The sequence below is a fragment of the Geodermatophilus sp. SYSU D01119 genome (genome assembly GCF_054049975.1).
In genome coordinates this window covers 87,072-109,342 of sequence record NZ_JBJGYL010000007.1, presented here as the reverse complement: position 1 = coordinate 109,342, position 22,271 = coordinate 87,072, and the positions used below count along the sequence as shown (strand labels likewise).

The window sequence follows — 22,271 nt, the reverse complement described above, 5'->3', positions numbered from 1 at the left end:
CGGGGAGATCAGGCGGGCGCGCCGTGGTGGACGACGCGGCCCTTGCCCGCGCGCTTCGCGGCGTACATCGCCGCGTCCGCGCGGGCCATGAGCTCGTCGGCGCCGGCGGCGGTGTCCTCCGGCCCGAGCGCGACCACGCCGGTGCTGGCACCCACCGGCCGGAGCGTGCCGGCGACGGGGAAGGGCAGGGCCATCGCGGCGGCGACCCGGGAGGCGGCCTCGCCGGCGTCGCCGCCGTCCTCCAGCACGACGGCGAACTCGTCGCCGCCGAGGCGGGCCACGGTGTCGCCGGCGCGCAGCGAGCCCGTGAGCCTCTCGGCCACCCGCTGCAGCAGCTCGTCGCCGGCCGCGTGCCCGAGGGTGTCGTTGACGGCCTTGAAGTCGTCGAGGTCGAGGAAGACGACGGCGACCGGTCGCATGTCGCGGGCGTGCAGCGTGAGGGCGTGCTCGAGCCGGTCGAGGAACAGCGCGCGGTTGGCCAGGCCGGTCAGCGGGTCGGAGAAGGCCAGCCGGCGCAGCTGCGCCTCGCGGGCGGCCAGGTCGTCGGCGAGGCGCACGTTCTCGCGCACGGTGCCGTACTGACGGGCGAGCAGGGCGGCGACGACCAGGGCGGCCACGAGCTCCTCGCCCCGCGTCAGGGCGGCGCCGGAGAGGCTCCGGACGAGGGCGGTGCCGAGGGCGACGGTGACCGGGACGTAGGGCAGCAGCGACGCCGCGGCGCTGGTCCGGCGGGCCGCCTGCCCGGCGGGCCCGGCACCGGCGGCGGTGGCCGGGCGGCACAGGCCCGCCACCGCGAGCAGCACGAAGGCCAGGGTCCAGCCGGCGTCGGCGGTGCCGCCGTCGTAGGCGCTGGTGGCGGCGAGGTAGGTGAAGGCGCTGTCGGCGACCGCCATCGCGGTGACGCCGGCGGCGACGAGGTTGAGCGGGCGGCGGTCGCCGGCGGTGCGGGTGACGAGCAGCACGGCGAGCACCACGAGGGCGACGTCGGCGACCGGGTAGGCGGCCAGCAGCAGGCGTGCGGCGACGTCGTGGCCGGTGTCCTCGCGCAGCACCGCGCCGAGCGCGGTCTGCCAGCTGACCAGGCCGACGGCGCCGGTGGTCATCACCGCGTCGAGGCAGCGCTGCCACCGGCCGGTGCGCCCGCCGCCCGCGGGGTGGACCACGAGCGCGAGCACCGAGCACACGGCGAAGCCGAGGAACCCGACGTCGGCCAGCGAGGGGAACGGCGACCCGCCGCGGGCGGAGAGCACCGTCCAGTACGCCTGGCCCGCCGACCACGACCCGCAGGCCGCGGCGAGCAGCCACCACGCCGCGCGCATCCGCAGCCCGGCCGACGCGGCGGCGTGCCGGCCGGTGGCCGCCGCGGCGGCGGCCGCGGCCAGCGCCTGCGTGACGTCGGAGACCAGGGTCGCGGCGGAGGAGGGGAGCACGGCGGTGGCGAGCACGCCCGCCGCGCAGACGGCGACGAGCAGCGCCCCCAGGTGCCGGGACGCCGGGCCGGTGCGGGCCACCTCGTGCTCCTCTCGTCGACGGCGGTCTCCTCCTGTCATCGGCGCGCGGCGGCGCCGGGGAGATGACCCGTCGGGGTGAGGGGCCGGACGGCTCAGCCTGCGGCGAGCGCCGCCGTCTGCTCCGCGCACAGCTCGGCCAGCGCCTGGGGCGCCGACCGGCACAGCCGCGGGAAGGCGAGGAAGCCGTGCGGCATGCCCACGTACTCGGTGTGCCGCACCGGCACCCCGGCCGCGCGCAGCACCGCGGTGTAGCGGGCGCCGTCGTCGCGGATGGGGTCGTGCTCGGCCACCTGGACCAGCGCCGGCGGGAGGCCGGTGTGGTCGGGGGCGAACAGCGGGGAAGCGTAGGGGTCGGTGGGGTCCTGCCCGCCGAGGTAGTGGTCGCGGAAGGCCAGGCAGTCGGCCTTCGTCAGGATCGGCGCGGAGGCGTTCTCGTCGATCGAGGGGCTGCTCATCGTCAGGTCGACCGAGGGGTAGACCAGCCCCTGGTGGGCGATCCGCGGACCCGAGCGGTCCCGCGCCATGAGGCACACGACGGCAGCGAGGTTGCCGCCCGCGCTGTCGCCCATGACCGCCACCCGTTCCGGGTCGGCGCCGAACTCGCCCGCGCGCGCGACGACGTCGACCAGCGCGGCGTAGCAGTCCTCCGCCGCGGCGGGCCAGCGGTGGCCGGGCGCCAGCCGGTAGTCGACCGACACGACGACGGCGCCCACGGAGGCCGCCACGGAGCTGCACAGCCAGTCGGCGGAGTCGAGGTTGCCGAGCGTCCAGCCGCCGCCGTGGAAGTTCACGACCAGCGGCAGCGGGCCGTCCGCCCCCGCCGGCCGGTAGGTGCGCACCGGCACGTCGCCGACCTCGCCGCGGGCCGTGCCGTCGCTGAGCCGCACCCCGCGGGCCACCCCGCCGAGCAGCGCGTCGGTGACCGGGTTGTGCGGGATCCGCTGCGCCTGGGCCCGGCGGATCCGCTCCTCGTCCATCGACGAGACCGACATCCGGCCCAGCAGCCGGCCCAACACCCGCACCCGCAGGTCCATCCGCGCCACGTGCTCCTCCTCAGTGTCCTCCGGCCCGGTCCTCGGCGAACCAGGCGAACCCGTACCCGGGCACGACGACCCGGCCGTCGGCCACCGGCAGCGCGCCGTCGCTGCCCTGCACCTGGGCGAAGGTGCCGAGGCCGGTGACGGTGTCGGCGTCGACGGACGCCGGGGTGGCGGCCACGTTGGCCACCCCGACGAAGGTGCCGTGCCGCGGGTGCCGGCGGCGCCACACCAGGACGGCGTCGCTGCCGGCGTCGAGCGGCTCGGCCCCGACGTCGCCGGTGAGCGCCGGCAGCGACCGGCGGGCCTCGCCGAGCGCCCGCAGGGCGGCGCACACGCGACCCTCCACGGTGGCGGGGTCGGTGGCGGGGTCGGTGGCGCGCCCGGCGGCGGCCCAGTCCAGCGGCGGCCGGTGCATCCAGCGGTTGTCCGGGGCGAGCGCGGGGTCGGCGAGGTAGCCGGGGTCGTTGCGCTGCGCCAGCTCGTCGCCGGAGAAGAGCAGCGGGATGCCGCCGAAGCCGTAGGTGACCGCGTACAGCAGCACCAGCCGGCGGATCCCGGCGTCGAGGGCCGCGTCGTCGCCGCGCTCGAGGGCGTCCTCGATGCCGCACAGCGAGGCGGTGGTGCCGGAGATCCGCGCGTCGCCGGTGGCCTCGTTCTCCTGGAACAGCGCGCCGCGGGCGAAGGACCCGGGGAAGCGGCCGGCGTAGAAGTCGTTGAGGAACCGGCGGTGGGCGAACCCGTCCAGGCCGACCGCCGCGGCGTCGGTGTCGGTGACCGCCCAGCCGATGTCGTCGTGTCCCCGCACGTAGGTGCACCAGGTCGTCGAGCGGGGGATCGGGCGCATCCGGCCCAGCGACTGCCGCGCCAGCCGCACGTCGCCGGTGGCCAGGCTGCTCCACAGCAGCACCATGAGCTGGTTGTGGTAGGCCAGCTCGCACTCGGGCCGCTCGCGCTCGTGGGCGCCGAGGTAGCGCACCAGGTCGTCGGGCGCGACGATCGCCTCGGCCTTGAACACCACGCCCGGCGCGGCCAGCCGGGTGAGCGCGTGCAGCACCTGCAGCAGCAGGTGCGCCTCGGGCTGGTTCTGGCAGTCGGTGCCCCGCCGCTTCCACATGAACGGGACGGCGTCCATCCGGAAGACGTCGACGCCGCGGTTGGCCAGCCAGGTGATCTCGCCGAGCACCGCGAGCGTCACCTCGGGGTTCGTGTAGTCGAGGTCCCACTGGTAGGGCCAGAACGTCGTCCACACCCAGCCGCCCGCGCCGCCGAGCGCCTCGGGCACCCAGCTGAACGAGCCCGGCGCCCGGTCGGGGAAGACCTCGGGGATGGTCGCGTCCCAGGCGTCGGGCTCCGCGCGGTCGGGGTAGGCGGTGTAGAAGCCGGCGTACCCGGGGTCGCCGGCCAGCCAGCCCCGCGCCCACGGGTGCTCCCGGGCGGTGTGGTTGAGCACCAGGTCGATGCACAGGCTCATGCCGCGCCCGTGCAGCGCGGCGGCGACCGCCTCGAGGTCGGCCATCGTGCCCAGCCGCGGGTCGACGGCCCGGTAGTCGGCCACCGCGTAGCCGCCGTCGTTCTCGCCCTCCCGCGGGCGCAGCAGCGGCATGAGGTGCAGGTAGGTGGTGCCCAGGCGCTGCAGGTGGTCGAGCCGGGCGGGCAGCTCGCGCAGGGTGCCGCAGAACCGGTCGACGTAGCAGACGTAGCCCTGCACTCCGGGGGACTGGAACCAGCCGGGGTCGATCTCGCGGCGGCGGTCGATCCGCCGCAGCGGCGCGGGCCGGTCGGCGGCGGCGGCCAGGGCGGTGCGCAGCCCGCGGGCCAGGACCTCGCCGGCGCGGTCGCCGTAGAGCCCGGCCAGCGCGGCGGTGGCGTCGGGCAGGGCGAGCGCCACCCGGGTGAGGAAGGCGTCGCCCTCGTCCGCGCCCAGCGCGGCGGTCACCTCCCCGGCGAACCCGTCCGGCAGTCCGTCCCGGAACCCACTGCGCGTCGCGCCCCCGCTCATGTGTCCTCCGTAGCGCGTCCGGCGCGCACGTGCACCCGGGCGAGGGCCTCGTCGGCGAGGCGGGCGAACTCCTCGGCCGGCGTGTCCGGGTCCCAGGTGCGGAAGGCCGCCGCGAGCGCGCCGCCGGCCGTGGCCGCCAGCAGGCGCGGCGCCAGCTCGTCGCCGGGGAGCCGGCGGGCGGCCCAGGCCTCGAGCGCCGCCTGCACGTGCCGGTGCACCTCGACCGGGTAGTCGCCGGGCTCGCCGGAGCCGGCCACCCGGCGGTAGACGTGCAGCGCGTCGTGCGGGCCCGAGCGCACCACCTGGGCGCAGACCGCGCGCAGGTCGGCCCACACGTCGTCGGTCTCCGGCGCCTCCGCGGTCAGCCGGGCCAGCTGCCCGGCGAACTCGGGGTCGGGGTCGAACAGGGCGGCGGCCTTGGTGGGGAAGTAGTTGAAGAACGTCCGCCGCGAGGTGCCGGCCGCGGCCGCGACGTCGTCGACGCTCACCGCCGCGAACCCGTGCTCGGCCACCAGCCGCAGCGTCGCCTCGCGCAGCGCCCGCCACGTGGCCAGCCGGGAGGTCTGCCGGGCCTGCGTCACGGCGTCGACCCTAGGGCCTTGCACTGAGTGCAAGCGCTGCCTAGCGTGACGCGCGGCACATCGGTGAGCGGAGGGGACGACGTGGCGGGACGGGTCGAGGGCAAGGTGGCGCTGGTGACCGGCGCGGCGCGCGGGCAGGGACGGGCACACGCCGTGCGGCTGGCCGCGGAGGGCGCCGACGTCGTGGTGGTGGACGTGTGCGGGCCGCTGCCCGACGTCAGCTACCCGTCGGCCACCGAGGAGGACCTGGCCGAGACGGTGCGCCGGGTGGAGGCGCTGGACCGGCGGGCGGTGTCGGCGGTCGTGGACGTCCGCGACCTCGACGGGCTGCGCGCGGCCACCGACCGGGGCGTGGCCGAGCTCGGCCGGCTCGACGTCGTGGTCGCCAACGCCGGCATCTGCAGTCCGCGGGCCTGGGACCAGGTGGGCCCGGAAGTCTTCGCGAACACCCTCGACGTCAACGTGACCGGCGTCTGGAACACCGTGATGGCCACCGCGCCGCACCTGGTCGCGGCCGGCGGCGGCTCGATCGTGCTGGTCAGCTCCGCGGCGGGCCTCAAGGTGCAGCCGTTCATGGTCCACTACACGACCAGCAAGTGGGCCGTGCGCGGCATGGCCAAGGCCTTCGCCACCGAGCTCGCGCAGCACGCGATCCGGGTCAACAGCCTGCACCCGACCGGCGTCGCGACGCCCATGGGCGAGGGCGACATGCAGGCCACGCTGGGCGCCGCGATGGCCGGCGACCCCAGACTGGCGCCCATGTTCAGCAACCTGCTGCCGGTGCAGATCACGCAGCCCGAGGACGTCGCCGACGTCGTCCTCTTCCTCGCCTCCGACGAGTCCCGGTACGTCACGGCGCACGAGATGGCCGTCGACGCGGGCGTCTCGGAGTTCTGAGGTGAGCGGTTCCCCGGGCAGCAGGGCGCTGGTCCTCGGCGGCGGCGGGATCGCCGGCATCGCGTGGGAGCTCGGGCTGCTGTCCGGGCTGGCCGCGGCCGGCGTCGACGTCCGCGACGCCGATCTCGTGGTGGGCACCTCGGCCGGCTCGATCGTGGGCACGCTCCTGCGCACGGGAGCCGACCTCGAGGAGGCCTACACCGCCCAGCTCGGCCCCGTGCCGGCGACCGAGCGGGCCGTCGACTTCGACGGCGCCGGCTTCTTCGCCGCGATGGCCGAGGCGCTCGCCGGCGTCTCCTCCCAGCAGGAGGCGCGGGCGCGCATCGGCGCGCTGGCGCTGCGGGCGCAGACCATGCCCGAGGAGGAGCGGCTCGCGGTCATCGGCGGGCGGATCGGGTCGCCGGGGTGGCCCGCCGCGCGCCTGGTGGTCACCACGATCGACACCGCCGACGGGGAGTTCCTCGCCGTCGACGCCGGCACCGGGTTCGACCTGCTCCACGCCGTCGCCGCGTCCTGCGCGGTGCCCGGCGTCTACCCGCCGATCACCGTCGGCGACCGGCGGTTCATGGACGGCGGCCTCCGCTCGCCCACGAACGCCGACCTCGCGGCCGGGCACGACCGGGTGCTCGTCGTCGCGCCGATGGGCGGCTTCCCGGGCAGCCCGCTGGGCCCCTCGCTCGACGAGGAGATGGCCACGCTGCGCCGCGACGGGCAGGCGCACCTCGTGCTCGCCGACGAGGCGGCGCTGGCGGCGTTCGGGTCCAACCCGCTCGACCCGGCCACCCGTGCGCCCGCCGCCCGGGCCGGCCGCGACCAGGCCGGCCGGGTCGCGGCGGAGGTCGCCGCCCTCTGGGGCTGAGGCCTCACCCCTCCGGGGAGGGGTGTCGCTGGATCGACTCCAGCGCGCGCCCCGGCTGCCGATGTCCAGGTCACCCGCGACGGACCGCGGGGGACCTGGACACCGGACGGCGACGGCGCCGTCCCCCGGAGAGGAGGTGGCGGCGTGCCGGGAGGACCACTGTCGACGGCGGAGCGCGGCGCCCCGTCCTACAGCGCGACCGCGGCCGACGCGACGGCGCTGCTCGTCGTCGACGCGGTCGGCAGCGGGGCGCTCCCCATCAGCTGGGCCAACGAGGGCGCGGCCCGGCTGCTCGGCGCACGCTCCGCGGACCTGCGCGGGCACGACCTGCGGTCGTTCCTCCCGAGCGTCGGCCCGGACGTGCTGGCCACGCTGCTGCACTCCGGGCGCACCGCCCAGCTCACCGCGCCGGTGCAGCGGGCGACGGGGGAGCAGGTCGAGGCGGTCGTCGTCGCCATGCCCGAGCCCTCCGGCACCCGCTGGACCATCCGCGTCATCTCCACCGCCGACGAGCTCGAGCGGGCGCTGCGCGCGACCGCCGACGCCCACGAGCGGCGCTTCGCCGCGGTCACCGAGCGCTCCCCGGTGCCGCTCCTGCTCAGCGAGCAGGGCATGCGGCTCACCCACGTCAACGAGGCCATGAGCGCACTCGTCGGCGCGCGGCCCGAGGAGCTGCTCGGCGTCGGCTGGCTGGACTTCCTGCACCCCGACGACCTCGACGACGTCGTCGAGCAGGTCGCCGACGTCCTCGAGGGCGCCGACGGCGTCACCTCCGTGCGCGTGGTGCGCGCGGACGGCGACGTGCGGACGGCGGTGCTGCGCCTGTCGCACGTGACCACCCCCGGCGTGGGCGCCGGTTTCGTCGCCACGCTCGAGGACGTCACCGAGCGGCTGGCCTTCGAGGCCCGGCTGGCCCACCAGGCCAACCACGACCCGCTCACCGGCCTGCCCAACCGCACGCTGCTCTCCGGCTGGATCGCCGAGCACTTCACCCCGGGTGCCGGCGGTCTGGCCTGTCTGTTCCTCGACCTCGACGACTTCAAGGTGGTCAACGACTCCCTCGGCCACGCGGCCGGCGACGTGCTGCTGGTCGAGGTCGCGGACCGGCTGCGCGCCGCCGTCCGCCCCGGCGACCTGGTCGCCCGCTTCGGCGGCGACGAGTTCGTGGTGGTGGCGACGTCCGTGGACGAGGCCGAGGCGGTGCTGCTCGCCGAGCGGCTGGTGGCGGCCGTGGCGCTGCCCGTGCGGCTCAGCGGCGTGGAGGTGCGGCCCACCACCAGCGTCGGGGTCACCGTGCAGACCGGCGCGCACGTCACCGCCGACGACCTCGTCCGCGACTGCGACATCGCCATGTACCAGGCGAAGGCCGGCGGCAAGGGCCGGGTGGCCGTGCTCGACGAGCGCGCCCGGGTGGCCGCCCGCGAGCGGCTCGCCCTGGTCGCCGACCTGCGCGACGCCATCTCCGCCGGCGGCATCGCGGTGTGGTTCCAGCCGATCCTCTCGGCCGCGGACGGTCGGCCGAGCGGCGTCGAGTCGCTGGCCCGGTGGGTGCACCCGCGGCGCGGGGCGGTCAGCCCCGAGGAGTTCGTGCCGCTCGCGGAGTCCAGCGGGCTCATCGCCGCGCTCGGCCTGCACGTGCTCGACGAGACCTGCCGGCAGCTGGCCGCGTGGGACGCCGAGCTGGGGGAGGCCGCCCCGCGCCGGGCCAACGTCAACGTGTCCGCGCTGCAGCTCGACGCCTCGCTGTCCGGCCGCGTCGCCGCGGCCCTCGCCCGGCACGGGCTCGCCCCGGAGCGGCTGTCGATCGAGCTCACCGAGTCCGCGCTCATGACCGACCCGGCGGCGGCCCGGGAGGTCCTGCAGCGGCTGCGGGACCTGGGCGTCCACCTCGCGATCGACGACTTCGGCACCGGCTACTCGTCGCTGGCCTACCTGCGGCACCTGCCGGTCGACTGCCTCAAGGTCGACCGCTCCTTCGTCGCCGAGCTCACCACGGGTGGCGACGCGATCGCCGCGGCGGTCATCGGCCTCGCCCGGACGCTCGGGCTGAGCACGGTCGCGGAGGGGGTCGAGACGCTCGACCAGGCCGGCGAGCTGGCCCGGCTCGGCGTCACACACCTGCAGGGCTTCCTGCACGCCCGCCCGATGACCGGCGCCGACTGCGGCGCCTGGTTCGCCGCCCGACGGGAGTCCCGGTGACCGTCCTCGACCCCACCGCCCCGCTCGACGTCGACCGGCTCCTGGCCCGCATCGACACGCTCGCCACCAGCCGCCCGGTGGCCGCCCGGCTGGTCGCCATGACGAGTGCCGACGACACCGGCGCCCGCGACCTCGCCCGCCTGCTCGCCGGCGACGTCGCGCTGGCCGGCCGGGTGATGAAGCTGGCCAACTCGGCCTACTTCGGGATGCGCGGGCGGGTGACGTCGCTGCAGTTCGCCGTCACCGTCGTCGGCTTCATGACCGTGCGGACGATGGCGACCGTCGCCCTCACGGACCTCGGCGACGAGTCCGCGCTGCCCGAGGACTTCTGGCTCACCAGCATCCAGCTCGCGCAGGCCGCGGCCTCGCTGGCCCCGCGCTTCGGCGAGCGCCCGCCCGACGCCCTCTGCCTGGGCATGCTGTCCCGGATCGGGGCCGCGCTCCTGCACCACGAGGACCCGGAGGGCCGCCCCGCCCTGGCGGCGGAGGCGGAGGACGCGCCCGCCCGCCGGCTCGCCGAGACCCGCCGCTACGGCCTGCACGCCGAGCGGCTGAGCGCCCTGGCGCTGCGGCACTGGGGCTTCCCACCGCGGATGGTGACCGCCCTGGAGTGCGCCGACGACCTCACCGCCCCCGAGGGCGCGCTGCTGCGCGTCGCCGCGGAGGTGGCCGCCCGGCTGTCGGGCCGGCCGCACCGGCCCGTGCCGGTCGGGAGGCTGTGCGGCGGGCTGCTCGGCGAGGAGCCGCTCGCGCTGGTCGTCGACCGGGTGCGGGCCGAGGCGGAGGAGCTGCGGCTGGCCCTGCTGGGCTGAGGCCGCCTCGGTCGGCGGGCGGTCAGCGCCCGTCGCCGAGCACGCGGACGGCGAGCACGGCGACGTCGTCGTCGGTGCGGTCGGGCAGGACCCGGGTGAGCAGCCGGTCGCACAGCGCGTCGGCCGGCAGCCGGGACAGCCCGGTCAGCGCCCGGGCGACCGCGGCCAGGCCCTCGTCGATGCCCCGCCGGCCGACCTCCACCAGCCCGTCGGTGCACAGGACCAGCGTCTCGCCGGGCCCCAGCTCCACCTCGTGGTCGCGGCGGGTGCGGGGCTCGTCGGCGCCGAGCAGCCGCTCGGGCGCGGTGGTGAGCATCCGCACGGTGTCGTCCGCGCCGAGGACCAGCGGCGGCAGGTGACCGGCCGACGACCAGCGCAGCAGCCGGCCCGGGTGGTCGCCGTCCGGCGGGAGCAGGTGGGCGACCAGCGCGGTGGCCAGCGTGCCCACGTGCAGCCCGGCGAGCACGCGGTCGACCCGGTCGAGGGTGCCGGCGGGACCGTCGGGGGAGTCGTAGGCCAGCGTCCGCACGGCGCTGCGCAGCTGGGCCATGGCGGCGGCGGCCTCCACCCCGTGGCCGACGACGTCGCCGATGACGAGCACCGTGGCGCCGTCGGGGCGCCCGAACGCGTCGTACCAGTCGCCGCCGACCAGGTCCTGCGACACCGCCGGGCGGTAGCGGACCGCGACCTCGAGGCCGTCGGGCTGCGGCGGCGGGGTGAGCAGGCTGTGCTGCAGCGTCTCGGCCACCCGCAGCTGCCGGCCGAACAGGCGGGCGTTGTCCAGCGCCAGCCCGCCGCGCCGGGCGACCTCGACGGCGAGCGCGACGTCGTCCGGCCCGGCCGGCGGGCGGTCGCCGCAGCGCACGAGGGACAGGACGCCGAAGCCGGTGCCGCGCGCCTGCAGCGGGACGAACAGGCTCGAGCGCGGGTCCAGGCGGTCCCACGCGGCGCGCACCGGACCCTCCGGCAGCGACTCCGGGCCGAGGTCGGGCTCGAGTTCGGCGAGGTGCACCGGCTCGCCGGACTGCAGCGCCGTCGCGAGCGCGGCCTGGTCGCGGGGGGCGGTGACCCGGCCGGCCAGGTAGGTGTCGACGGCGTCGAGCAGGGCGGGGTCGCGGTGCGCGCGGGCCGAGCTGCTGGGGGCGCCGTCGCCGGCGAGCAGCGTGACGGTGGCCCAGTCGGCCAGCCGCGGGACCACCAGGCGGGCGAGCTGGTCGGCGGTCGTGCCGGTGTCCAGGCTCTGCGTGAGGGACTCGGTGACCTCGGCCAGGTAGCGGAACCGGTCGCGCTCGACGCCGGCTCCGCCGTCGTCGGTCGGTGTCCTCACCCAGGCTCCGTCCCGGCCCGCGGTCCCCCCACGTGCCGGGTACGGAGAGTACGGCAGCCCGCACCGGCCGGAACGAGATCGTGCCCGGCGCCGTCCGCCGGGCCACACTGGACGCGGACGGGAGGTGCGCCATGACCACCGAGGTGCTCGACGCGGGCGGCTACGCCGACGCGGTGGCCGGGGCCGGCATCGTGCTGGTCGACTTCCGCACGGACCGGTCGGGCAGCAGCCGGGCGTTCAGCGCGGTGTTCGACGCGGCCGCCGGCCGGCACCCGGACCTGCGCTTCGCCGCCGTCGACACCTCGGCGGAGGAGGCGCTGACGGCGGACCTCGGGGTGCGGTCCGCGCCGACCCTGATGGTCTACCGCGACGGGGTGCTGGTCTTCGCCGAGCCCGGCTGGCTCCCGGCCGACTCCCTCGACCTGCTGGTCGACACCATCCGCGCGCTCGACATGCCCGCCGTCCGCGCGCTGTACCCCGAGCCGCTGCACCAGGGGCACTGACTCAGCCGGCGAGCACGACCACCAGCGTCCGGGGGCCGTGCACGCCCTCGACGCGCTGCAGCTCGATGTCGCTGGTCGCCGACGGCCCGCTGACCATCGTGAGCGGGGCGACCGGGTCGAGCCGGCCCAGTGCGTCGGGCACGTCGGGCACCACCTGGGCGGCCTCGACCACGCAGACCAGGACGTCGGGCAGCAGCGACAGTGCCCGCCGCCCGGACAGCGGCGAGCCGTCGAGGACCAGGGTGCCGGTCTCGGCGACCGCCGTCGCGACGCCGGTGAGGGTCGCGGCGAAGGCGGCCAGTCCTCCCGGCGGCCGGCCGTCGTCCTCGGTCGCGCCGTCCGGCCGCCAGGCGGCGGGCACGCCCGGGGCGACGACGACGCCGGCCGGGTCCCAGCCGGCGCCGAGGGCGGCGTCGAGGCCGCGGGCGACGGTCGCGCCGATCTCCGCGGGCGCGCAGCGCAGCACCGTGGCGCGGTAGTCCTCGACCCGCTCGGCGAGCAGGTCGAGCAGCGCGGCGGCCGGCAGCTCGCGCGGCGCCGGCACCGGCGGGACGGCGACCGACGGCCGCTGCTCGCCGAGCGCCGTCCGGATCCGGCCGAGCACCTCCTCGCGGGCGCTCACGGCCGGTGCTCCTCGTTCCACTGCTGCACGAAGGTCCTCCCCGGCGGGGTGGGCAGGTCGCGGGTGCGGGTCCAGGCGCTCGCCGGCGGCGGCAGCGCGGCCGGCAGCGTCGGCCTCCCGCGGGCGAGGAACCGGCCGAGTCCCGCGGCGCGCTGGGCGAGGTGCCACAGCCGCGGGCTGCTCATCACCTTCGCCAGTCCCCGGAAGGCGACCGCCTCCGCCGTGGGCCTCGCCCTCTCCCCGGCGACCGCCTCCACGTGCTCGGCGCGCAGGTGCACGAGGATCGACGGGATGTCGATCGCCACCGGGCAGACGTCGTAGCAGGCGCCGCACAGCGACGAGGCGTACGGCAGCGAGGCGTTGTCCTCGACGCCGGTCAGCTGGGGGGACAGCACCGCGCCGATCGGGCCGGGGTACACCGAGCCGTAGGCGTGCCCGCCGGTGCGCTCGTACACCGGGCACACGTTGAGGCAGGCCGAGCAGCGGATGCAGTGCAGCGCCTCGCGGCCCACCTCGTCGGCGAGCACCGCCGTCCGGCCGTTGTCGAGGAGCACGAGGTGGAACTCCTGCGGCCCGTCGCCGGGCGTCACGCCGGCCCAGGTCGAGGTGTAGGGGTTCATCCGCTCCCCGGTGGAGGAGCGGGGGAGCAGCTGCAGGAAGACGCCGAGGTCCGCCCACCGCGGGACGACCTTCTCGATGCCCATGACGGTGATGAGCGTCTGCGGCAGCGTCAGGCACATCCGGCCGTTGCCCTCGCTCTCGACCACCGACAGGGTCCCGGTCTCGGCGACGGCGAAGTTGGCCCCGCTGACGGCGACCCGCGCGCGCAGGAACCGCTCGCGCAGGTGGGCGCGGGCGGCCATCGCCAGCTGCCGCGGGTCGTCGGTGAGGTCCTGGGAGGCGCCGGGACCCTGGAGATGGGGCAGGGTGCGGCGGAAGATCTCGCGGATCTCCGAGCGGTTCTTGTGGATCGCCGGCACGAGGATGTGGCTGGGGGAGTCCTCGCCCAGCTGCACGATCAGCTCGGCGAGGTCGGTCTCGACCGCCTCGATCCCGGCGGCCTCCAGCGCCTCGTTGAGGCCGATCTCCTGGGTGGCCATCGACTTGACCTTGACCACCTCGGAGCTGCCGGTGGCCCGCACGAGGTCGGTGACGATGCGGTTGGCCTCGGCGGCGTCGCGCGCCCAGTGCACCGTGCCGCCGCGGGCGGTCACCTGCCGCTCGAGCTCCTCGAGGTGCTCGTCGAGCCGGGCCATGGTGGCGGCCTTGAGCGCCTTCCCGGCCTGGCGCAGCTGCTCCCAGTGCGGCACCTCGGACACGACGGCGGCGCGCTTGCCGCGGATCGTCGTCGTGGCGCGCCCGAGGTTGGCGCGCAGCTGCCCGTCGCGCAGCGCGGTGCGGGCGGCGTCGGGGAAGGGCTGCGTGCCGCGCAGGTGGCCCACTCTGCGGGGCGCGGTCGGCAGGCCGAGGAACGTCGTCCCGGACCGCGGCGCGCCCGGCGCGAGCGGCGTCGCGCTCACGCCCGCACCGCGGGGGCGGTCGTCTGGGTGGGGGACACGTTCTCCTCCGTCGAGGCGAGGATCTCGGCCAGGTGGACCGTGCGGGAGCCCGAGCGCAGCCGCGACAGCCCTCCGCCGATGTGCAGGAGGCAGGACGCGTCGCCGGCGGTGCAGACCTCGGCGCCGGTGGACAGCACGCCGGCCATCTTGTCGGTGAGCATCGCCGTCGAGGTGTCGGCGTTCTTCACCGCGAAGGTGCCGCCGAAGCCGCAGCAGGACTCCGCGCCGGGCAGCTCGACGAGGTCCAGCCCGCGGACCGCGCGCAGCAGCCGCAGCGGGCGGTCGCCCACCCGCAGCAGCCGCAGCGAGTGGCAGGTCGGGTGGTAGGTGACCCGGTGCGGGTAGTACGCGCCGACGTCGGTGACGCCGAGGACGTCGACGAGGAACTGGCTCAGCTCGTACGTGCGCGCCGCCAGTGCCTCGGCCTCCTCGGCCAGCGCGTGCTCGCCGGCCCGCCGGGCGACCGCCGCCTGCTGGTGGTGGATCGAGGCCACGCACGAGCCCGAGGGGGCCACGACCGCCTCCGCGCCGGCGAACGCGCGCACGTGGTTGGCCACGATCGGCACCGCCTCGCGCCGGTAGCCGGTGTTGACGTGCATCTGCCCGCAGCAGGCCTGCGACGGCGGCACGACCACCTCGTGGCCCAGCCGCTGCAGCAGCGTGGCGGTGGCCCGCGCGACCTGCGGCACCACCGTGTCCACCAGGCAGGTGGCGAACAGCGCGACCCTCACGGGGTCCCCTCTCGATCGCGGAAGACCATGCTCGACTCGCGCACCACCAGCGTCGGCTCGACGACCTCCTGCACGTGCGCGTGCTCCCCGCCGCGGGCCTCGTCGAGCAGCAGCTCGGCGGCCCGCGAGCCCAGGGCCTGGCGCGGCTTGCGCACGCTGGTCAGCGGCACGGCGGCCGACGCGGCGAAGTCGATGTCGTCGTAGCCGACGATCGCGAAGTCGTCGGGTACCCGCACGCCCTGGCGGACCATCTCCTGCAGCACCCCGAGCGCCATGAGGTCGTTGGCGCAGATCGCCGCGGTGGGCCGGCGCGCGGCGGGCATGCCGACGATGCGCGCGGCGGCCTCGCGCCCGGCGTCGACGGTGAGGTGCTCGGGGGAGAAGACGACGAGCGCGTCGTCGCCGCCGGTGGCCTCCCGGACGGCGGTCTCGATCCCGGCGTGCCGCTCCTGCACCTGGGGCAGGCCCGAGGCGCCGCCGATGAAGGCGATCCGCCGGTGCCCGCGCTCGAGCAGGTGCTCGGCGGCCAGCCGGCCGCCGAGGACGTCGTCGACGGCGACGGCGCACTGGTCGGGCGCGGGCGCCCGCCGGTCGACCAGGACCACCGGGACGCCGCGCCGGCGCAGCGTCTGCAGGTTCGGCGACAGCTCCGCCGTCGGGGTGATGAGCACGCCCTGCACCCGCTGCTCGGCGAGCACGTCGAGGTAGGCGCTCTCCTTCTCCGGCCGGTCGTCCGAGTTGCACAGGATGACGGCGAGTCCGGCGGAGTTGGCGACGTCCTCGACGCCGCGGGCGACGTCGGTGAAGAACGGGTTGGCGATGTCGAGCACGACCAGGCCGATCGTCCGGCTGTGCCCGGCGCGCAGCTGGCGGGCCGACTCGTTGCGCACGAACCCGAGCGCGGCGATGGCGCCGAGGACCCGCTCGCGGGTGGCCGCGCTGACGACGTCGGGCCGGTTGAGGACGTTGCTCACGGTGCCCACGGACACCCCGGCGTGCTCGGCGACGTCGCGGATGCTCGCGGCCACGGCGCCTCCTCGCGCTGGTCGGACGGGGGTGACGGGGCGCACCCGCCGGCAGTGATGGTCGCTGCTGTCCTGAAACGTGTCAAACAGCCCCGAGTCGTGCCGGATCGCGGTTCGGCAACGCCCGGAACGCGGCGTTGACACGTTCTCGACCCGGCCCCTATGGTCTGCGCCACAGGTCGTCTGAATCGTTTCACAACGGAGGTGGTCGTCGTGGACCACGCCCCGGCGCCAGCGGCGCCGCCGGCGGGAGGGCAGGTCGTCCTGGCCCTGGAGGACGTCGGCAAGAGCTTCGGCGCGGTCGCCGCGCTGCGCGGCGCGCGGCTCGAGCTGCGCGCGGGGGAGGCCCACGCGCTCGTCGGCGAGAACGGCGCCGGCAAGTCGACCCTGGTCAAGATCCTCGCCGGGGTGCACGGTCCCGACACCGGCCGCGTGCTGCTCGACGGGCAGCCGGTGACCCTCCCCGACCCCGCCGCCGCGCGGGCCGCCGGCATCGCGGTCATCTACCAGGAGCCCACGCTCTTCCCCGACCTGTCGGTCGCGGAGAACATCTTCATGGGCCGCCAGCCGCTGCTGTCCGGCCGCCGGATCGACCGCCGCGGACTCGCGCAGCGGTGCCGGGCGCTGTTCGACCGGCTCGGCGTCGCGCTCGACCCCGACCGCCCGGCGCGCGGCCTGTCGATCGCCGACCAGCAGATGGTCGAGATCGCCAAGGCGCTGTCGTTCGACGCGCGGGTGCTGGTCATGGACGAGCCGACCGCCGCCCTCTCCGGCGTCGAGGTGGAGCGGCTGTTCGCCGTCGCCCGGTCGCTGCGCGACTCGGGTGCCGCGGTGCTGTTCATCTCCCACCGGTTCGACGAGGTCTTCGACCTGTGCGACCGGATCACCGTCATGCGCGACGGCCAGTGGGTCTCCACCGACCTGGCCCGCGACCTCACCGTCGACCAGGTCGTGCGCCGGATGGTCGGCCGCGAGGTCTCCTCGCTGTTCCCGAAGGTCGACGTCACCCCGGGCGAGGTCGTGCTCGAGGTGCGCGGCCTGACGCGCCGCGGCGTCTTCTCCGACGTCTCCTTCGACGTGCGGGCCGGCGAGATCGTCGCCCTGGCGGGCCTCGTCGGCGCCGGGCGCAGCGAGATCGTGCGCGCCGTCTTCGGCGTCGACCCCTACGACGCCGGCACCGTCCGGGTCGCGGGGGAGGAGCTCGAGGGCGGCAACCCCGCCGTCGCCATGGCCGCCGGCCTCGCGCTGGTCCCCGAGGACCGCCGCCAGCAGGGCCTGGTGATGGAGCTGTCGGTGGAGAGGAACGCGACCCTCACCCGGCGTTGGAGGCTGGCGAGGGCGGGCCTGCTCAGCTCCCGCGCCGAGCGCGCCTCGGCCGCCGAGTGGTCGGAGCGCCTGCAGGTGAAGGCCGGGAAGCTGTCCGACCCGGTCTCCACGCTCTCGGGCGGCAACCAGCAGAAGGTCGTCCTGGCCAAGTGGCTGTCGACCGAGCCGCGCGTGCTGATCGTCGACGAGCCCACCCGTGGCATCGACGTCGGCACCAAGTCCGAGGTGCACCGGCTGCTGTCGCAGCTGGCCGCCGAGGGCCTGGCTGTGGTCATGGTGTCCAGCGAGCTCCCGGAGGTGCTCGGCATGGCCGACCGCGTCCTCGTCGTCTCCGAGGGCCGCCTCGTCGACGACATCCCCCGCGCCCGCGCCGACGAGGACAGCGTGATGCTGGCCGCGACCGGCCAGGGCGGCTCCCCCGGAGGAGGCGCCCGGTGAGCGCGCCCGTCACGAAGGCCCCCGCGCCGCTGCCCGAGGAGCTCGCCGCCCCCGAGCGCACCGGCCGCCGCGGCTCCGCGCTCGTGCAGCGCCTGGTCGTGGTCCGCGAGCTCGGGATCGTCGCCGCGCTCGTCCTGCTCGTCGTCGCCACGGTCATCGCCAACCCGCGGTTCCTGTCGGGCCAGAACGTCCGCGACCTGCTGCTGTCGGCGGCGATCCTCACCGTCCTGGCCGCCGGCCAGACGATGGTGGTCATCACCCGCAACGTCGACCTGTCGGTCGGCTCGGTGCTGGGCCTGTCGGCCTACGCCTCCGGCACGCTGATGGTGGTCGCGCCGGGCACGCCGGTCGTCGTGGTGGTGCTCGCCGGCATGGCAGTCGGCGCGGTGTGCGGACTGCTCAACGGCGCGATCGTCGCCGTCGCCGGGGTGCCCTCGCTGGTGGTCACCCTCGGCACGCTCTACGCCTTCCGCGGGCTGGACTCGCTGTGGGCCTCGAGCGCCGACCGGCTCCAGATCAACGCCGCAGACCTGCCCAGCGGGTTCAAGTCGCTCGGCACCGCGCGGCTGCTCGGCGTCCCGGTGCTCTTCCTCGTCGCCGTCGTCGTCGTGCTGCTGGTCGGCTACTACCTGCGCACCTTCCGCAGCGGCCGCGAGCTCTACGGCATCGGCTCGGCACCCGAGGCCGCGCGGCTGTCGGGCATCCCGGTCGGCCGGCGCGTGCTCACCGCGTTCGTCGTCAACGGCGCGCTCGCGGGCCTGGCCGGCGTCCTGTACGCCGCCCGGTTCCAGACGCTGGACACCACCGCCGGCACCGGCCAGGAGCTGTTCGTCGTGGCCGCCGCGGTCGTCGGCGGGGTCGCCATCTTCGGCGGCAGCGGCTCGGTCTACGGCGCCGCGCTCGGCGCGCTGCTGCTCACCACGATCGGCACCGCGCTGCCGCAGCTGGGCCTCGACCCGTTCTGGCGCGACGCCGCCGTCGGCGGCCTGATCCTCGCCGCCATCGCCCTCGACCGGGCGCTGCAGCTGCGCCTGGCCGCCCGCCTCCGGGGGAGGAACGCCCGCCGTGACCGTTGAGACCCCGCCCGCGCCGGCCCCGGCCGCCGCGGCGCCCGCCCGCCGCGGGCTCACCCTGCCCAGCGGCAGCGTCATCACCACGTTCCTCGTGCTGTTCCTGGTGATCGCCGCCTTCTCCGTCGAGGGCTTCGCCAGCACCCGCAACGCCGGCTTCCTGCTGCTCGACGTCGTCGTCATCGCGCTCATCGCGCTGCCGCTGACGCTGATCGTGGTCACCGGTGAGATCGACCTGTCGGTGGCCAGCACCGTCGGCCTGTCCAGCGCGGTCATGGGCCAGCTGTGGGTCGCCGGCCTCCCGCTCGAGGCGATCATCCCGCTGGTGCTCGTGCTCGGCGGCGTGCTCGGCGCGGTCAACGGGTTCCTCGTGACCCGGCTGGGCCTGCCCTCGCTGGCGGTCACCATCGGCACGCTGGCGCTCTACCGCGGCCTGGCGTTCGTCGTCCTGGGCGACCAGGCGGTGGCCGACTTCCCGCGGGCCTGGACCACCTGGGCGATCAGCTCGATCGGCTCCACCGGCATCCCGACCGTCGTCGTCCCGCTGCTGGTGCTCGTCGTGGTCACGGCCGTCGTCCTGCACGCCACGCCGATCGGCCGCTCGCTCTACGCCATGGGCAACAGCGAGGACGCCGCCCGGTTCAGCGGCATCGACGTCGCCCGCACCAAGCTCTGGCTGTTCGTCGTCACCGGCGTCGTCAGCGCCCTGGGCGGCGTCTACTGGACGCTGCGCTACGGCAGCGCCCGCGCCGACAACGCCACGGGCCTCGAGCTGCAGGTCATCGCGGCGATCCTGCTCGGCGGCGTGTCCATCTTCGGCGGCAGCGGCGGGCTGCTCGGCGTGATCGCCGGCGCGCTCCTGCTGGCCTCGGTCCGCAACGCGCTGCAGCTGGTCAACGTGCCCTCCGACGTCCTCAACATCGTCACCGGCGTCCTGCTGATCACCGCGGTCGTCGCGCCGCAGGTCGCCGCCCGGGTGAAGGGCCGGCGACGCCGGGCCCCCGCCTGACGACCCCATCCGGACCGCACCACCGCACCACCCCCATCCACCCGAAGAGAGGGACCCCGATGTCGCTGTTCCTGACCAGCCGCCGCGTGCGCGGAGGACTGACCGGCCTGGCGGTGGCCGCCATGGTGCTCACCACGGCCGCCTGTGGCGGCACCACCCGCGGCGAGGACGAGGGCAGCTCCGGCGGTGGCGACGCCGCGGGCGCGTCCGCGAACCCGGACGCCGAGATCCCCGCGGACCTGGCCATCGCCTTCCTGCCCAAGCAGCTCAACAACCCCTACTTCGACGTCGCCGCCACCGGCTCCGAGCGGGCCGTCGGCGAGATCGACGGCGAGTTCAGCCAGGTCGGCCCGTCGGAGGCCAGCGCCTCCTCGCAGGTCAGCTACATCAACACGCTGACCCAGCAGGGCGCCGACGTCATCCTGACCTCGGCCAACGACCCGAACGCCATCTGCAGCGCGCTCGACCAGGCCCGCAGCGGCGGCGCCAGCGTCGTCACCTTCGACTCCGACACCGACCCCGAGTGCCGCGACCTGTTCATCAACCAGGCCACCGCCGAGGGCATCGCGCAGACCCAGATCGACACCATGGCCGAGCAGATCGGCGGCACGGGCCAGGTGGCGATCCTGTCGGCCACCGCCAACGCCACGAACCAGAACACCTGGATCGAGCTCATGACCGAGTACGCCGCCCAGGAGTACCCGGACATGGAGATCGTCACGACGGTCTACGGCGACGACGAGGACGAGAAGTCCTTCCAGGAGACCCAGGGCCTGCTCCAGACCTACCCCGACCTCAAGGGCATCATCTCGCCCACCACGGTCGGCATCTCCGCCGCGGCGCGCTACCTGTCCGGCTCGGAGTACAAGGGCCGCGTCGCGCTGACCGGCCTCGGCACCCCGAACCAGATGCGCGAGTTCGTCCAGGACGGCACCGTCACCGCCTTCGCGCTGTGGAACCCCGAGGAGCTGGGCTACCTCGCCGCCTACGCCGGCGCCGCGCTGGCCGCCGGGCAGATCACCGGCGAGGAGGGCGAGACCTTCGAGGCCGGTGACCTCGGCGAGTACGAGATCGGCGCCGACGGCGTCGTCGTCCTCGGCGAGCCCACCGTCTTCACCGCCGACAACATCGACGACTTCGACTTCTGAGTCGTCCCCCCGCCGCCGCCCGCCCCGCCGGGCGGCGGCGGGGACCCCTCCCGAGAGGAACCCCGCGTGCCCCGCGCCGTCTTCACCCTCCAGGTCCGCCCCGACCGGCTGGCCGAGTACCGCGAGCGGCACGCGGCCGTCTGGCCGGACATGCTGCGCGCGCTGCGCGACGCCGGCTGGCGCGACTACCGGCTCTACCTCCGCGACGACGGCCTGCTCGTCGGCGTCGTGGAGACCGACGACCTCACCGCCGCCCAGGCCGCCGTGGACGCCACCGATGTGAGCGCCCGCTGGGAGGCCTCCATGGCGCCCCTCTTCGTCACCGGCGACGGCTCCGGCAAGGCCGAGCTGCCGCTCGTCTTCGACCTCGACGCCCAGCTCACGGCGCTCGGGGAGACCACCACCGCACCGACTGGAGACCCCTCGTGACCGACCTCGGCACCCCTGACCGCAGGGCCGCCGCGCTCGCCGCGCTGGCCGAGCAGACCATCGAGCTGCCCTCGTGGGCGTTCGGCAACTCCGGCACCCGCTTCAAGGTCTTCGGCCAGCCGGGTGTCGCCCGCGACCCGTTCGAGAAGATCGAGGACGCCGCGCAGGTGCACCGCTACACCGGCGCCGCGCCGCGGGTGTCGCTGCACGTCCCGTGGGACCTCGTCGACGACTTCGGCAAGCTCGCCGCGCACGCCGCCGACCACGGCGTCACGATCGGCGCGATCAACTCCAACCTGTTCCAGGACGACGACTACCGGCTCGGGTCGCTCACCCACCCCGAGAAGCGCGTGCGGGACAAGGCGATCGCGCACCACGCGCAGTGCATCGACGTCATGCGCGCCACGGGCTCGACCGACCTGAAGCTGTGGCTGCCCGACGGCACCAACTACGCCGGCCAGGACGACCTGCGCGGCCGCCAGGACCGGCTCGCCGACTCGCTCCAGCAGATCTACGCCCAGCTCGACCCGGGCATGCGCCTGCTGCTCGAGTACAAGTTCTACGAGCCCTACTTCTACGCGATGGACATCCCCGACTGGGGCACCTCGCTGCTGCACTGCCTGGCCCTCGGCGAGCAGGCCACCGTCGTCCTCGACACCGGGCACCACGCGCCGGGCACCAACATCGAGTTCATCGTCATGCAGCTGCTGCGGGCCGGCCGCCTCGGCGCGTTCGACTTCAACTCCCGCTACTACGGCGACGACGACCTCATCGTCGGCTCGGCCGACCCGTTCCAGCTCTTCCGGATCATGAACGAGATCGTGGCCGCCGACGCGCTGCGCCCGGGCTCCGGCGTCAACTTCATGCTCGACCAGTGCCACAACATCGAGCCGAAGATCCCCGGCCAGATCCGCTCGGTGACCAACGTGCAGGAGGCCACGGCCAAGGCGCTGCTGGTCGACCGCGAAGCGCTGGCCGCCGCGCAGGCCGCGGGTGACGTGCTCGGCGCCCACGGCGCGCTGACCGACGCCTTCTCCACCGACGTGCGCCCGCTGCTCGCCGAGCTGCGCGAGAGCAAGGGGCTCGACGCCGACCCGTACGCCGCCTACGCGCGGTCCGGCCACCAGGAGCGCATCGCCCGCGAGCGCGTCGGCGGCACCCAGGCCTCCTGGGGCGCCTGACGAAG

The 22,271-nt window shown here is 75.7% G+C and carries 20 protein-coding genes; 11 read left to right on the top strand and 9 right to left on the bottom strand.

Translation table 11 applies throughout. The features are described from left to right. Window positions 1-8 precede the first annotated feature (8 nt). From ACI79X_RS07395 to ACI79X_RS07380, 4 genes are all read right to left on the bottom strand, one after another. Window positions 9-1,511: a diguanylate cyclase domain-containing protein gene (locus ACI79X_RS07395; RefSeq protein ID WP_457024770.1), complete on the bottom strand. Its 1,503-nt coding sequence runs from the start codon at window positions 1,509-1,511 to the stop codon at window positions 9-11. A gap of 92 nt (window positions 1,512-1,603) precedes the next feature. After that, window positions 1,604-2,545 carry an alpha/beta hydrolase gene (locus ACI79X_RS07390; protein ID WP_457024855.1) on the bottom strand — a complete coding sequence of 314 codons (942 nt, stop codon included), beginning with the start codon at window positions 2,543-2,545 and terminating at the stop codon, window positions 1,604-1,606. A gap of 19 nt (window positions 2,546-2,564) precedes the next feature. Then, on the bottom strand, window positions 2,565-4,550 hold the full coding sequence (locus ACI79X_RS07385; protein ID WP_457024769.1) for an alpha-amylase family protein: 1,986 nt from the start codon (window positions 4,548-4,550) through the stop codon (window positions 2,565-2,567). Then, the gene (locus ACI79X_RS07380) at window positions 4,547-5,131 is read right to left on the bottom strand and encodes a TetR family transcriptional regulator (protein WP_457024768.1); all 585 of its coding nucleotides are present in this window, start codon (window positions 5,129-5,131) and stop codon (window positions 4,547-4,549) included. Before ACI79X_RS07380 ends, ACI79X_RS07385 begins: the two co-directional genes overlap by 4 nt. 81 nt (window positions 5,132-5,212) lie before the next feature. Here ACI79X_RS07380 and ACI79X_RS07375 point away from each other — a divergent pair, with 81 nt between their 5' ends. The 4 genes from ACI79X_RS07375 (at window position 5,213) to ACI79X_RS07360 (ending at window position 9,898) form a co-directional block, all read left to right on the top strand. Next, window positions 5,213-6,028 (top strand): mycofactocin-coupled SDR family oxidoreductase, encoded by an 816-nt coding sequence (locus tag ACI79X_RS07375; RefSeq protein WP_457024767.1) that lies wholly within the window; start codon window positions 5,213-5,215, stop codon window positions 6,026-6,028. A 1-nt stretch (window position 6,029) separates the two neighbouring features. Continuing rightward, window positions 6,030-6,887 carry a patatin-like phospholipase family protein gene (locus ACI79X_RS07370; protein ID WP_457024766.1) on the top strand — a complete coding sequence of 286 codons (858 nt, stop codon included), beginning with the start codon at window positions 6,030-6,032 and terminating at the stop codon, window positions 6,885-6,887. Window positions 6,888-7,031: 144 nt separating this feature from the next. Next, the gene (locus ACI79X_RS07365; protein ID WP_457024765.1) at window positions 7,032-9,086 is read left to right on the top strand and encodes a putative bifunctional diguanylate cyclase/phosphodiesterase; all 2,055 of its coding nucleotides are present in this window, start codon (window positions 7,032-7,034) and stop codon (window positions 9,084-9,086) included. Further along, window positions 9,083-9,898 (top strand): HDOD domain-containing protein, encoded by an 816-nt coding sequence (locus tag ACI79X_RS07360; RefSeq protein ID WP_457024764.1) that lies wholly within the window; start codon window positions 9,083-9,085, stop codon window positions 9,896-9,898. The genes ACI79X_RS07365 and ACI79X_RS07360 overlap by 4 nt, the downstream gene beginning before the upstream one ends. Window positions 9,899-9,920: 22 nt before the next feature. Here the strand turns inward: ACI79X_RS07360 and ACI79X_RS07355 are convergent, their stop codons facing one another. Beyond that, on the bottom strand, window positions 9,921-11,225 hold the full coding sequence (locus ACI79X_RS07355; RefSeq protein ID WP_457024763.1) for a PP2C family protein-serine/threonine phosphatase: 1,305 nt from the start codon (window positions 11,223-11,225) through the stop codon (window positions 9,921-9,923). A gap of 131 nt (window positions 11,226-11,356) precedes the next feature. On the opposite strand from ACI79X_RS07355, the gene ACI79X_RS07350 reads away from it, so the two are divergent. Beyond that, window positions 11,357-11,728 carry a thioredoxin family protein gene (locus ACI79X_RS07350; protein WP_457024762.1) on the top strand — a complete coding sequence of 124 codons (372 nt, stop codon included), beginning with the start codon at window positions 11,357-11,359 and terminating at the stop codon, window positions 11,726-11,728. Window position 11,729: 1 nt separating this feature from the next. On the opposite strand, the gene ACI79X_RS07345 is transcribed toward ACI79X_RS07350, so the two are convergent. The 4 genes from ACI79X_RS07345 to ACI79X_RS07330 are packed head-to-tail and all read right to left on the bottom strand — an operon-like array spanning window position 11,730 to window position 15,668. Next, the gene (locus ACI79X_RS07345; protein ID WP_457024761.1) at window positions 11,730-12,350 is read right to left on the bottom strand and encodes a LutC/YkgG family protein; all 621 of its coding nucleotides are present in this window, start codon (window positions 12,348-12,350) and stop codon (window positions 11,730-11,732) included. Next, a complete protein-coding gene (locus ACI79X_RS07340; RefSeq protein WP_457024760.1) occupies window positions 12,347-13,870 on the bottom strand; it encodes a LutB/LldF family L-lactate oxidation iron-sulfur protein in 1,524 nt (507 codons plus the stop codon). The genes ACI79X_RS07345 and ACI79X_RS07340 overlap by 4 nt, the downstream gene beginning before the upstream one ends. Then, window positions 13,867-14,640, bottom strand: coding sequence for a (Fe-S)-binding protein (locus ACI79X_RS07335; protein ID WP_457024759.1), 774 nt, complete (start codon window positions 14,638-14,640; stop codon window positions 13,867-13,869). Before ACI79X_RS07335 ends, ACI79X_RS07340 begins: the two co-directional genes overlap by 4 nt. Next, window positions 14,637-15,668, bottom strand: a complete 1,032-nt coding sequence (locus tag ACI79X_RS07330) for a LacI family DNA-binding transcriptional regulator (RefSeq protein ID WP_457024758.1) — start codon at window positions 15,666-15,668, stop codon at window positions 14,637-14,639. The genes ACI79X_RS07335 and ACI79X_RS07330 overlap by 4 nt, the downstream gene beginning before the upstream one ends. A gap of 210 nt (window positions 15,669-15,878) precedes the next feature. Here ACI79X_RS07330 and ACI79X_RS07325 point away from each other — a divergent pair, with 210 nt between their 5' ends. The 6 genes from ACI79X_RS07325 to rhaI all read left to right on the top strand — a co-directional run bounded on the left by ACI79X_RS07325 (window position 15,879) and on the right by rhaI (window position 22,266). Further along, window positions 15,879-17,429, top strand: coding sequence for a sugar ABC transporter ATP-binding protein (locus ACI79X_RS07325; RefSeq protein WP_457024757.1), 1,551 nt, complete (start codon window positions 15,879-15,881; stop codon window positions 17,427-17,429). Beyond that, window positions 17,426-18,505 carry an ABC transporter permease gene (locus tag ACI79X_RS07320; RefSeq protein ID WP_457024756.1) on the top strand — a complete coding sequence of 360 codons (1,080 nt, stop codon included), beginning with the start codon at window positions 17,426-17,428 and terminating at the stop codon, window positions 18,503-18,505. The genes ACI79X_RS07325 and ACI79X_RS07320 overlap by 4 nt, the downstream gene beginning before the upstream one ends. Then, entirely contained in the window at window positions 18,495-19,508 is a 1,014-nt protein-coding gene (locus tag ACI79X_RS07315) for an ABC transporter permease (RefSeq protein WP_457024755.1), read from the top strand. Before ACI79X_RS07320 ends, ACI79X_RS07315 begins: the two co-directional genes overlap by 11 nt. Window positions 19,509-19,567: 59 nt before the next feature. Beyond that, window positions 19,568-20,656 (top strand): rhamnose ABC transporter substrate-binding protein, encoded by a 1,089-nt coding sequence (rhaS, locus tag ACI79X_RS07310; RefSeq protein WP_457024754.1) that lies wholly within the window; start codon window positions 19,568-19,570, stop codon window positions 20,654-20,656. A gap of 66 nt (window positions 20,657-20,722) precedes the next feature. After that, window positions 20,723-21,085, top strand: coding sequence for an L-rhamnose mutarotase (locus ACI79X_RS07305; RefSeq protein ID WP_457024753.1), 363 nt, complete (start codon window positions 20,723-20,725; stop codon window positions 21,083-21,085). Further along, on the top strand, window positions 21,082-22,266 hold the full coding sequence (gene rhaI / locus ACI79X_RS07300; protein ID WP_457024752.1) for an L-rhamnose isomerase: 1,185 nt from the start codon (window positions 21,082-21,084) through the stop codon (window positions 22,264-22,266). Before ACI79X_RS07305 ends, rhaI begins: the two co-directional genes overlap by 4 nt. Window positions 22,267-22,271 lie beyond the last annotated feature (5 nt).